10 protein-coding genes are annotated in these 12,746 nt (G+C 50.4%); all 10 read right to left on the bottom strand.

The genetic code is table 11. From position 1 onward, the window contains the following. Positions 1-242: 242 nt before the first annotated feature. A complete protein-coding gene (locus NXS99_RS03025) occupies positions 243-1,883 on the bottom strand; it encodes an Ig-like domain-containing protein (RefSeq protein ID WP_259287194.1) in 1,641 nt (546 codons plus the stop codon). A gap of 184 nt (positions 1,884-2,067) precedes the next feature. After that, complete coding sequence (locus NXS99_RS03020; RefSeq protein ID WP_259287193.1) at positions 2,068-4,107, bottom strand: carboxypeptidase-like regulatory domain-containing protein; 2,040 nt, start codon at positions 4,105-4,107, stop codon at positions 2,068-2,070. Positions 4,108-4,308: 201 nt separating this feature from the next. Continuing rightward, positions 4,309-4,635 carry a hypothetical protein gene (locus NXS99_RS03015; protein ID WP_259287192.1) on the bottom strand — a complete coding sequence of 109 codons (327 nt, stop codon included), beginning with the start codon at positions 4,633-4,635 and terminating at the stop codon, positions 4,309-4,311. 219 nt (positions 4,636-4,854) lie between these two features. After that, positions 4,855-5,124 (bottom strand): 50S ribosomal protein L27, encoded by a 270-nt coding sequence (gene rpmA, locus NXS99_RS03010; RefSeq protein ID WP_259287191.1) that lies wholly within the window; start codon positions 5,122-5,124, stop codon positions 4,855-4,857. A 42-nt stretch (positions 5,125-5,166) separates the two neighbouring features. Beyond that, positions 5,167-5,472 (bottom strand): 50S ribosomal protein L21, encoded by a 306-nt coding sequence (gene rplU / locus NXS99_RS03005; protein WP_259287190.1) that lies wholly within the window; start codon positions 5,470-5,472, stop codon positions 5,167-5,169. A gap of 205 nt (positions 5,473-5,677) precedes the next feature. After that, complete coding sequence (locus NXS99_RS03000; protein ID WP_259287189.1) at positions 5,678-9,286, bottom strand: translation initiation factor IF-2 N-terminal domain-containing protein; 3,609 nt, start codon at positions 9,284-9,286, stop codon at positions 5,678-5,680. 669 nt (positions 9,287-9,955) lie between these two features. Beyond that, positions 9,956-10,366, bottom strand: coding sequence for a nucleoside-diphosphate kinase (gene ndk, locus NXS99_RS02995; RefSeq protein WP_259287188.1), 411 nt, complete (start codon positions 10,364-10,366; stop codon positions 9,956-9,958). A gap of 183 nt (positions 10,367-10,549) precedes the next feature. Beyond that, the gene (locus tag NXS99_RS02990) at positions 10,550-11,377 is read right to left on the bottom strand and encodes a RimK family alpha-L-glutamate ligase (RefSeq protein WP_259287187.1); all 828 of its coding nucleotides are present in this window, start codon (positions 11,375-11,377) and stop codon (positions 10,550-10,552) included. A 17-nt stretch (positions 11,378-11,394) separates the two neighbouring features. Beyond that, entirely contained in the window at positions 11,395-12,270 is an 876-nt protein-coding gene (locus tag NXS99_RS02985) for a RimK family alpha-L-glutamate ligase (protein WP_259287186.1), read from the bottom strand. Positions 12,271-12,349: 79 nt separating this feature from the next. After that, positions 12,350-12,706 carry a DUF4233 domain-containing protein gene (locus tag NXS99_RS02980; RefSeq protein WP_259287318.1) on the bottom strand — a complete coding sequence of 119 codons (357 nt, stop codon included), beginning with the start codon at positions 12,704-12,706 and terminating at the stop codon, positions 12,350-12,352. Positions 12,707-12,746 lie beyond the last annotated feature (40 nt).

Below are 12,746 nucleotides of genomic sequence, written 5' to 3'. Positions count from 1 at the left end.
TTCAGACGATCAATCACAAGCTGCAAAGTTCCTGCACCTTGCAGGCTTTGCGACGCTGTTTCAGATCACAGACCTTCTCGGTTGCGTCGTCAAGCATCTGGTGCAAAACCACGATGTCTGGTAGCTCTATGCATGCACAGCTCGCACAACCACGCGCTACTAGTACACCGATTCCGCAAGCTGAACACGACCAAGATCAAAGAATCTCAACCGTGCTCAACAATGCTGCTTAGGGTAGTACATTATCCTTTGCGCAGGCAGGAGAGCTGTTCACACTGGAATGCTCCTGGAATACCTGGAATCAAACCATTAATCACAGCAATCAAGAATGCCACACCTTGCGCTGAGAGCAGTCCAAAGATAGCGGCTAACACAGCCCAAAGATGCGACTTACCGTCAGCTTGGGAAGAACCTGCTGCTGAAGATGCGCCAGTATCTGCTGGCGGTGGAACTTGGTTGTCACCGTTATTTGGTGGAACCTCATTCTCCCCCTTACCGTCATTACCATCTTGTGGCGGATTCACAGTTCCTGGGTCAACTGGAGCAACCACATTTACCTGGTGCTCTGCAGAGCTAAGATCCGTGGTTGCAACTACTGATAATGTGCCAGCTTCAGTTGGGGTGTAGGTAACTTCAAACATACCTTTGTCATTGGTGGTACCAGCAAACGACTGACCAGCAATTTCAAAGGTGATTGCCTTGTTTGCAACAGGCTGACCATCTTTCGTCTGGACAGTCGCGGTGAACGTGCCTGCTTGATTTGGCTTCAACTCGGCTGGGCCAACAATTTCAATCGTTTCAGCGCGCGCAACGTTATCTGCAACCTTATATGGCAAGGTTTCAGTCACACCATCAGCACTTGCGCTGACAGCCAACGTACCTGCATGCTTCGGAGTTTCGCTAATTGTTACTTGACCTTGATCATTGGTACGCAGTACAGAACCTTTGAACCCAACCTTGGTTGAAATGTCATGACCAGCAAGTGGCTGACCCGAAGCATCTAACGCGGTAATAGTAAAGGTGCTCTCAGTACCTTTTTGGCCTTCAGCAGGATTCGCTGAGATCTTCAACGATGCCACCGTGGCTTTTGGAGCCGCAACGATACGCACCGCTGGAAATACATCAGCCTTCAACGGTGAACAACGCACTAATGCTCGCGCCTGGTAGGTACCCAAAATCGGCACCGCTGCCTCAGCGTCAATCATCATAGTGAAGAAGGATTCTTCAGCTGGATAAATTTTCGAGCTCGGATTCGCAACGATCGGCAGAGTTGGCTTCACGCTGGTACCAACCTGATTGCCGGTCAAGGAAACCGTAATAGTTGGAATTTCAAAGCCCATCTTGCCTGCACGTGCGCTACCCACGAGGCCTTTATCCTGCGTCGCTAAAGTAATTTCGCTTTCGTTATTGGCATTAATACCATCCGTGGTCGCACCACCTGAAAGCGAATATGTCTTACCAGAGTTGGTCACCTGAATACCGGCTTGACCGCCAGCAATCGAGACATCATTGACGGTTGCGTTGTTCGGCATCTTCAAAGAAAGTCGCGCACGTTCCATCGATTTCGTGGTCACCGATGCAATACCGGCAACCTTAAATGGATTCGGCAAACCAACATACCCAGGCTTGATCACATAGTTAAATGGCTGACCAACAATCGCCTCAGTTGGAGCTTCCACAGCCGCGGTGAACCGGAAACTGTCACTTTTTTGCACGCTATCGGCTTGACTTTTCAACGCGCCAAGACCATTGGTGGTAATCGCACACTGAAAACTGATCTCTGCACTTGCCGCTTGCGCAACCGGCAGCATTGGAGCTGATAATGCCGCTACCCCAAGAAGAGGTACGACAGCAGCAGCAAGCACCTTTTGTAAACGAGCCATGAATATCCTTAAATAATTTCAATGATAAAAGTGTCAAAAATTGCAACCACCATAGACTCCAAGATGTTTTGGGACACGTAGTTGCGGTTACTTCCGCACCTACTGCTTTTGCTTGACGACGCTATCGCCAACAGTTTTGTCAGCCTGCCTCAGCAAGAGATCAGGTGCGAAAATGGAGCTACTCTTAGCGGTTCAATGGTGGCAGAATACGCAGTTTGCCGAAATAATTCAGCGCGGTGAAGATCATGCCGACGAAGCTGGTCAGACCGATGACTGTCGCAATCGTCTTGAAAATAATTGATGGATCAGAGGAATTAAAACCACGGGATGATCCCAAATCAAGAACAGATGATCCATACTTTGCAATGCTTGACCCCAGTGTAAGACCACCTTGAATCTGTGCCAAAACATCTGATGAACCATTTGCAGCTGGCTGGGTTTTCAACGCAGGAATCTTAACCTGCTCAGAGCTAATATCGCCGGTTGCCACTGTTACGGTTTGTTCTTCTTTCCTACGTGGAAGCTCATAGGTAACAACGCCATTCGCATCAGTGGTCAAGGTTACTTCTTTACCTGCGATGATAAACCTAAGCTCCTGATTTGCAACTGGCTTATCGTTAGCATCTACTACGGTAGCTTCCAGGGTAGCTGTAGCGTCGGTCTGCTGCGTTAGCTTTGCTGCGATTTTTGCCACCGACGCAGTTGGCTCGCTTGGCACGTTTGGCTCGCTTGGCTTACTTGGCTCAGGCGTATTCGACGTCGTTGGCTCACTTGGCTTACTTGGCTCTGATGTATTCGGCGTCGCATCAGTGTCAGTTGGCGTGGTTGTAGTTGGTGTTGTTGTGGCGGTGGTGGAAGTTTCAGGCTTCGGCTTTTCTTTCACAACAATTTCGGTGCCGTTTGTGATTTGCTCATTAACTTTCCCGATGATCTGCAAACCTTCTGATGCCTCAGTTGGGGTGTAGACATACTCGTATGCACCATCTTTAAGTGCAACAACCTGCTCTTGACCATCAATTGTCAAGGTTACTGAAGCAACTGGAGCATCATCGCCTTCTTCGGTGTATGACACCACCGCACGAATGGTCACTGGCTCACCAACGGTCACAGTCTCTGGCGTTGCAGTAATCTCAACCGCAGTTGGCTTCTTGGTGATATTGCGTACCTCAAGTGGCACATTCGTGGTCACAGTTGGAGTGGATTTTACCGTTGCAGTGTAAGTTTTTGGACCAATAGTAGTAGGCGTAATTTCTGCTGTAAATGCACCTTGTGCATCAGTGGTCACACTGATTGGTGCAGTCAAATCCTCTCCTGCGATCTCAACTTCAGCGTTTGCAATTGCAATACCGTCTTGATCAACCAAGGTACCTGTTACAGTTGCAGCTTCACCAACGGTAATCGTCGGTGTTGTGAATGCGCCGGTAATCGTCGTCGGCACTGCATCAATAATCGTAACCTTTGGGAACACCAAATCTTTGGTATTCACGCAGCGCAGCAAGACGTTATCAGCGGTTTCTTTACCACTAAGCGTCACAGTAAGATTCAGCACACTGGAAAAGAGCGCGTCTGGTGCAGCGAGGGAACCGGAAAATCGGGAAACTGAACCTTGTGCTGCTACTGGAGCAAACTCACCCGCTGCAGTTGCCTGAAAATGGAGTTCAGTTTCTGGCAAGGTAACTGTAAAGGTATCTCCTGCAAGCTCACCTTGAATTGGTGCAACTGCTAAATCTTTCACTTCACCTGTTGCATCAGTGGATTCTTTTGCAAAATCCACTCGTTGTGCACCAGCTGTACCAGTGTAATCACCACCATAGGTTGCATCCGTATAGCTGGCGTGTGCAGCATCAAATGGCACACTCACACGTGCATGCGAAACGCTATTCACATCAAAGCTATAAGCAGTAGAAAAAAAGCCACCGGCAAACTCATAGTGTTTTGGAATGCTCACAGTTGCATTTTTAACGGTGTAGTTAAACGTGCGCCCAACCTTCGCCTTCTCAGGAGCCGCCACCGTGTAGGTGATATTAACTGGGAATGCAGCCGAATCGTTATATGCACCCTCAATGCTCGAAGGAACTTTCGAATCGGTACCACGACTGAGTGCACAGTGCATTGGAGAGGTAACTTGCACGTCCTGGGCAAACGCTGTATCGACAAGAACACTGCTTCCTAGCACAGGAACCAATGCAACTGCGATTACGCGTTTCATAGTGTTGTTTTTCATTGACTTCAGTCCTTTACATTTCCGATGCATAAATCCGACTTGCTCTCGTAGATCTCAACCGGAATATATAGTGCTTATCGGAAACTCTATACTATCCGTTACTACAGTTAGTTTTTTATAGAAAAATATATCTGTGTCAAGCAGACAAAAACCCAGAAATACATGCGACAAGCATCTATTTCTGGGAATCAGTCAAAGTATCTAGAACGATCCTCGCCCAAAACTAGAACCTCGGCCGGTCACAACGCCAACAACACGAGATGCCATGATCGCAACAACAGCTAAGATCAAGACACCATGTCCTAAAACCGACAAGATCAGTTGAATCAGGCGACCATTTTCAGTTCGTGGTTGACTACTTGTGAGCGAATTCTTTGCATTCGAGGCAGCTCGTGCCAAGTCAGTGATTTGTGATTCGACTGCAGCAGTACGAGTGATCTGTGGAGCTTCTTGAGCCTGCACAGCACTGACGGTACTTGTGGTCATCATAACCACACTCAAAGCAGCCACCATAGCTTTTTTCATCATGAGTATTCCCTTCAATATTGTGACGTAAGGCTAATATCAGTTGCCCCACAAACACTCGGTCGCCTATACCTGCACGCAATTGCCCATCACAAACTGCAATAGCATGCACAAGTTTTGCAACCAATAAGTCTTCTTGCAAAGTATAATCAGATATTTCCATACGTAAAAGCCCCCACCAGAAACTAGTGAGGGCTTACAAACAAGAACTTTCAGAAGTTCTTAGGCGTCAACGGTCTCAGCATCTGGAACGATGTTCACAGTGCGACGGTTGCGCTTAATGCCGAAAGTAACGGAGCCAGCAGCAAGTGCGAACAAGGTGTCGTCGCCACCACGTCCAACATTCTCGCCTGGGTGGAACTTGGTGCCACGCTGACGGACGATAATCTCGCCGGCGTTGACCTTCTGGCCACCAAATCGCTTTACGCCAAGGCGCTTTGCCTCGGAATCACGACCGTTGCTGGAGCTGGATGCACCTTTCTTGTGTGCCATGTGGTTTCCCTCCTTCAGGAAATCTCGGTAGGCCGGTGAGCCTTACTTGATACCGGTAATCTTCAGCACGGTCAGCTTCTGACGGTGACCTTGACGCTTCTTATAACCAGTCTTGTTCTTGTACTTCAGAATCTTGATCTTAGGACCCTTGACCAGGTCTACGATCTCAGCAGAGACACTTACCTTCGCAAGTTCCTCTGGCTTGGAAATAACAGTCGCGCCATCGACGAGCAGAACCGGGGTGAGAGCCACGGACGAACCTGGCTCACCCTCGATCTTCTCGACCTTGACGAGGTCACCTTCAGCAACCTTGTACTGCTTGCCGCCGGTCTTGACGATCGCGTACATACGAGGGCTACCCCTTATCTATCTCAGGACCAAGCACCAAACTCGGCACTTAGTGATTAACGTTTACTTAAAATTTTTGGCTCTTTTAACGCCGATTTCCACCGTACCATCACGAAGGAATATCTCTGGCATGCCAGATTTCTCAGCTTAAAATAGCGACTTACAAAGACTACCTGCAAGCTACAAAAAAGACAAATAGTGACATTTACGTTGCTTGCCGACGCACGGCGCGACGCCGTCCTCGACTCGATCCGCGGGCCACCCGAGCAGTCGATTCATCCTGCTCTTGCGTCACAATATTTTCTTTCTTCACAGCTGTACTGGAGTTTTCTTCTGCTCCTGCAAGCTTACGACGCACCGCACGACGCTTCGTGCGCCCAGCGACACGAGTTGCAACAGGGGTATCTGATTGATCTTGATCATCCCCACGTTCAACTTCTTGTGTCGAAGATTCTACAGTTGCCGCTGGAGCTTTCTTGACAGCTCTGCGCTTACCACGACGACCACGCTCTGCGCTGGTCTGGCGTGCAACCGCATCGGCTGCAGCATCGGCTTCTTCAGTGTCCGCTGCTTCAACAGACGCCACGGCTTGCTCACCACGCGCATTTTCGTGTTGCAAACGCTTGCGTACCGCACGACGCTTCTTGGCGGTTTGTACGCCTTCTGCTTCGCCCTCTACAATCACGGCTGCCGTATCATCCGCAGAAGTCTCTACGCCCTCTCCTTCAGCCTGTGGAGCTGAATGTTGCAGGCTCTTTTTCACACCCCGACGACCACGACCGCGTCGCTTCGCAGCACTAGCGGTACTTGAGTGCGATGCTGTCGTGTCATGCGATTCTCCGCCCTGTTCAACCTGCGATTCGGCAGTCTCGTCAGCTGCCGTTAATGCAGCAGCTGCCGGTCCATAGTCTTCCGGCTTTGGCGCATGATCGCTGATCGAATTACCGCGTACCTTCCGCTTGCGGCGTGGAGATGCTTCAAAGGCTGCCACTGCTTCTTCATACGTTTGTGGCAGGTAATCTTCTCCACTTGGCTGATCTGGATCTTCCAGCTTCGCGTTGGTCACAGCATTTTCAATAATTGCATCGAATTCTGTATCCGCCGCAGTTGGCACAACTTCGCGTGCTCCACCACGTTGCTGTCCACGACGACGAGAGCGGCGTGCAGGTCGAGCATCCTCCTGTACCTCGGTTTCTACCACTGGAGCTGCTGGCTCAGTTTCGGCGTTCACGTGCGCGTCGTCAGGCATTGCAATCACAGCAGCAGCGAGTTCTTCATTGCTTCGTGTCGCTGGCGCAGCCGTGTCATTGCGACGATTCCGGCGCGAAGACGTTGCTGCTTCAGCAGATTCATGCTGCACCTGGTCGTCTTGCGAATTATCCTCATGCTGCATAACCACTACAGCTGGATGGCGGGTTGGGTCTTGATGCAGCACACCATGTCCGCTACGACCGCTAGCTGGACCATCGCGATGTTCAACTGGATCGTCGTGAATAATCACACCACGCCCATCGCAAACATCGCACTCGGTTGAGAAAGTTTCTAATAAACCAGTACCCAAACGCTTACGCGTGATTTGCACCAAGCCCAAGGACGTCACTTCCGAAATCTGGTGGCGGGTGCGATCGCGTCCCAGTGCTTCCGTGAGGCGACGCAAGACCAAATCTTGGTTTTCTGGTAGCACCATGTCAATGAAGTCAACCACAATCATGCCACCGAGATCGCGCAAACGCATTTGTCGCACGATTTCTTCAGCCGCTTCGAGGTTATTCTTCGTAACAGTTTCTTCGAGATTGCCACCTTGACCAGTGAATTTGCCAGTATTGACATCGATCACGGTCATCGCTTCGGTGCGATCAATCACCAACGTACCGCCAGATGGCAACCAGACCTTGCGTGAGAGCGCTTTTTGCAGCTGCTCATCAACGCGATATGCATTGAACACATCATTGCCATCGTGTTCGTCACGATCGAAACGTGCCAAGCGCTCGAGCAATTCTGGAGCGACCGACTGAATATATGCATGCACGGTATTCCATGCGCGCTTGCCATCGACAACTAGCCTGGAGAAATCTTCATTAAAGAGATCACGAATAACCTTCACCAGCATATTTGGTTCTTCGTACATGGTGACAGGCTTCGCACCTTTTGCATCCATCTCTTTTTGGGTGCGTTGCTGAATTTGCTCCCAGACTTTGTGCAAACGCTGCACATCAGCTGCGATCGCGTCTTGCGAAACGCCTTCGGCAGCAGTGCGAATAATCACACCACCATCGCGTGGGACAACCTCACGCAGGATGTGCTTGAGACGCTTGCGCTCTGGGGCTGGGAGTTTGCGAGAAATACCTGCAGAACGTCCACCTGGGACATACACCAAATAACGGCCTGCTAAGGAGATCTGCGTGGTCAAACGCGCGCCTTTATGGCCAATTGGATCTTTGGCAACCTGCACTAATACTTGGTCGCCGGATTTTAAGGCTTGTTCAATTTTACGTTGCCGCCCGCCCAAGCCAGCGGCGCGCCAATCAACTTCTCCGGCGTAGAGCACACCGTTGCGGCCTTTTCCAATATCGATAAAGGCAGCTTCCATCGATGGCAAGACGTTTTGCACACGGCCTAAATAGATGTTTCCGATCATCGATGCTTGCGTATCCGACGTGACGAAGTGCTCAACGAGCAGATCATCTTCTAATACGCCAACTTGTGTCACCAACCCTGGATGATCGTTGCGCTCACGTTCACGAACCACCATAGTGCGTTCAACGGATTCACGACGCGCGAGAAACTCTGCTTCGGACACAATATGACGCTTCTTGCGGGATTCTTCCCGCATTTCTACGCGACGACGACGCTGGGCTTCTAATCGGGTGGAACCTTTTAATGCCACCGGTTCTGTTGCAACGTCTTCGGTCTCGTCTTCATGGGTTTCAACAAGCTGTTCATGTCCACGTCCACGGCCAGTGCCGCGGCGGCCACGACGACGCTTGCGAGGAAACTCGTCATCATCATCTTCGGTGGCGTAGATGTCCATTTCGAAATCATCGTCACCGTGGGTTTCATTTTGCAACGTCGGCGCCATAAACAGCGGCGTTTGGAACTTCACCTCAGCAGGTGCAGGAGTCACCAGTGGGACCAGCGGCTCATCATCGTCTAAGACACCATCCCAATGGAATTCCGCAGGATCTTCTGCAGGTGCTGCCGCTGCTTTGTCTGCTGCTGCCTTGTCTGCCACCGCTTCGGCTGCCGCAGGCTCGTCCGCAACAGCTGGTTCCTCAGCTACTTCCGCAGGAGCATCTGCAGTCTCTACTGCAACATCGTCAGCATCGTGTGCAGCTGGCACTAATAAGCCCTCTTCTTGACGCTGCTTGATCTCACGATCAACTTTTGCCTCTAGCTGCGAGATCTCATTGGCAACATTCTTTTCTACCCGACGGCGCGTCTGTTCTACTTGCTCTGCTTCGACAGCAGGCTCCTCAGATGCATTCGCTTGAGATTGCTCTACGAGCGGGGCAAGTTGTTGCGCAACTTTTTCTTCAATCTGGTGAATTTCGTTTTCGACGTTCTTTTCCACGCGGTAGCGCAGTTTTTCTTCTTCCGAAAACTCAGCGGTTTGTGCTGCTGCGTCCTGTTCGTAGGCGTCGAGAAGCTGCTCGACTTCTGGCTTGGTCAGTGCTGATTGCGCAACTTTTTTCAAGCCCAATTCTGCAAGCTGTGCAATGACTTCTTTGGAACTTAGTCCCAACTGCTTCGCAAGCACATGGACACGGGTTTTTTCACCCAAAGTTGAACGGTCGAAGGTGGCTGGTGTGGCCATGACAGATTCGTCTCCTTATACCGAGCTCTTGGCTCTCGGCACGCGCCACACGCCGAAGCGACAATGACGACGCGACACTGTATCCTCCTCCGGGCGCAGCTCTTAGAAAGAATCGCAGCCAGCACAGAGTAAGAATGTCGGACCTTTTAAAAAATGTACGAGCAAGAAAACGGTTTTGAATTGTATGTATGTCGGTCTATGTAGTTATCACGACGGCATCCTATGTAAATCACACAAATACCGTCATTAAAAGCTATGCATGTAAACCATCATGATTCTCAAGCCAAAGACTTGCAGTAAGCATTGGGTATCTCGGCTTAGTGCATCATGCGCACATGCTTGGTTCTATCTTTCCATACCTTGCAACATTTTGCTGAACGAGCCACCCCTAAATCACAGAAAAGATTGCGGTACTGGCAAGAGTTACCCAACAGTAACAGCCATAGGGTGTTGCACGCTCGCCGCTTCTCCACGCAACACAGCAAACGGCAAACGACAGACGGCAGATGGCAGACGCACTCAGTGCCCCTCGCCACAGCACACAGCTTTTTCGCAAACCTTTCACACATACTGCTCAAGGTGGTCTTACCTGCTAACCGAACATGGTCGTGCCATGGGAAAGCCTCCTAGTTCAATTCACTAGGAGGCAATAATCACAAGCAAAAAGGCTTAGAGATTCGGGAACCAAATCTCAATTTCGCGTGCTGCAGATTCCACAGAATCGGAGCCATGCACAACATTTTCAGCAACGTTGAGCGCGAAGTCGCCACGGATGGTACCAGGAGTTGCTTTCGCAACTGGATCGGTGCCACCAGCGAGCTGACGCCACGCATCGACTGCACGTGGACCTTCCACGACACCTGCAACCAATGGGCCAGAGGTGATGAAATCTACCAGCTCACCAAAGAATGGCTTTTCCACATGCTCTGCGTAGTGCTTTTCTGCAGTCGCACGGTCTGCAACGCGCAGATCCATCGCAACCAGCTTCAAGCCTTTACGCTCGATACGGGCAATAATTTCTCCGATGTGGCCTTTGGCAACGCCATCTGGCTTGATAAGAATTAATGTACGTTCAGTCATACTTTCCTAGTCTAGCCTGAATCGCAGCTTTGCCCAATAGGAATTTCACTTTTCTTAGCCCAGCTCGCTGTGACCGCAAGAGTTTCTGTCTGCCTTCACCTTTGCAGCTTTACGACGCAGCGATCCACCCACTTTCTCTACCACCACCGCACACCTCTATTCCAGGTATAAGCGGGTTCACGATTAACCCGTTGCCCCACAAGTTTCGTGCAGGTAGCGCAAGTGTTCGGCGACTGGATCAATCGTGGTGTGGGCATAGAGCATGCGCATGCCAACGATATCTTCAACCTCATTCAGGATCAGACCAGTCGGGCTTGGGAAAAAGTCGAAGCCTGCGAAATCTGTGCCGAATCCTTGTGCTAATTCCAGCACCATCGCGTGATCCGCTGCTGAAAGTTCCACTCTGGTAGCAGTTCCACCGCGGGTAAAATTGCTCAAGAATTGTCCCGGTGCATGACGCAGCATGGCAGCAAGAATACGATCACCTAAGACATATACTCGCAGGTCTTTGCCGATCACATCAGCAACTTCTTGGCAGAGTAATTCGGTATCAGGTGCAAACTCATAGGTTTGCAGATATTCTGCTAGCTCTGTTGCATTGTGAATATGTGCCACCGCGAAACCACCATGACCATCAAGCGGTTTGAGTACCGCGGGGTACGACACGGCGTCGAAAAGCTCATGCACAGCATATTTGCAGGTGCGCAGGGTACGTGCACCTAGTTCGCGGGCATGGGTAAGTGTGCGCATTTTGTCATTGCACAGCCAGCTTGCTCGCGCGGAATTACTGGTATGGGTGCCAAGGGCTTCTAATTGTTGGCGGGCTTGCTGGTTTTCGCAGCGCATGATGGCAAATTGCGGTGGTTCGTGAGTGCGAAGATAGGCGTCTAATTCTTCGGCAAACACCATTGTGGTGCGTATGCCACGAGCTTCGCCTTGCGCACAATACTGCTGCGCTAACCATTGATTATTCGCATAACGGGTGCGGTCATACACCACTATTGCCTGCATATTCCCTGCTCCTGCCCCTACTTCTGATCCTGCTCCTGCAAGCATTGCAGAATATGCGCAAGAATATCTGCGGCGATATTGGCATCTGCCACCTTATTTAAGTTAATAAAGTGGGCGTTTGAATTAATTTCGCAAATGATTGGTTGTTCATCTGGGCCAAATAAAAGATCCACACCTGCAAAATCCAACTGCAAATGTTGGCAGGCTTGGATGGCCATTGTGGCAAATGCCTCAGGCAGTGTTACAACTGTTCCTACCCCACCATTGGTGAGATTCGCGCGGAAATCACCATTGCCGGATTCGCGTAGCATGCTGCTGACCACCGTGTTTCCAACAACTTGCATGCGCACGTCACGCCCGCGCGAGTTCGCAATGAATTCTTGTAATAATGCTGGTCGATTCTCAATGCGATCTAAGAACTGCAATAATTCATCGCGCGTGTGAATCAAAAACACTTGGCTTCCGAATGAGCCAAATGCTTCTTTGGCCACCAGTGGCAGACCTAAGGCAGCAATGGCATCATCGACAAAGCGTTGGTCGTGCCACTTGACTTGCCCGAACCGCATTGGCACAATCACCGTGGCAGGTTGCGGCAATACATCGAGTAACCCGAGATAGGTTGCGGTTTTATCATCACAAATTGCAATGGCATCGGCTCGATTAAAACAGCGAATCCCAACATGTTCGAGCAGTTGCGCGCACCGAATATCTTTATCCCACACCAATGCGAAATCAGGCTTGCCGGTGCGCAGTGCCCCAAGCACTTCCGTGTTGGTGACCACTTGCATCGCAATATTCATCTTCGCCGCGTTGGTAAGAATATCGGCGTAGAGTTCGTCGAACTTCGCAGAGCGTAAAAACGCATTCACCACCAGCCAGCCAGTGACAGTCATCAGTTTCCCTTCGTAACATGCACAAAGCGCAAGAAAACCAAGTATGTGCTTGCTTTTCTTGCGCTTCGCATCATGAATATTAGAGGTGTTGGGTTGTCAGCAATCCTCGTTGCATACGTGCAATCAAATTGGAGCGCAGATACAAGATATACCACCAGACGAGTGCAAAAAAGACCGCAATAATACCCATCGAATAGTGAATAAAAAATCCACCAAGCGCTATTACTTGTAATCCAATAGTCACCGGAAGTGCCCAGGATCGTTTTTGCACAAATGCTGCCACCAGCATCAATGTAGCCAAGGTGGTCACTGCTACCCAGTTGAAAGTGGTCCAGTAGGCACCACCGTCGACACGCAAAATCACGGTTAAGACCAGGTAGAACGTGATTGCTTCCATGACTAACGCACCGGCCATCACACCGCGTAAGCCCTTCATCGGGTCTTTCACTGGTGCATGGCCTGGGCCAAGTGGACCG

The organism is Corynebacterium sp. HS2168-gen11 (genome assembly GCF_024834075.1).
In the GTDB taxonomy this organism is placed as follows: Bacteria; Actinomycetota; Actinomycetes; order Mycobacteriales; family Mycobacteriaceae; genus Corynebacterium.
Note: the sequence above shows the minus strand (reverse complement) of the source record. Positions and strands in the feature narration are given on the sequence as shown.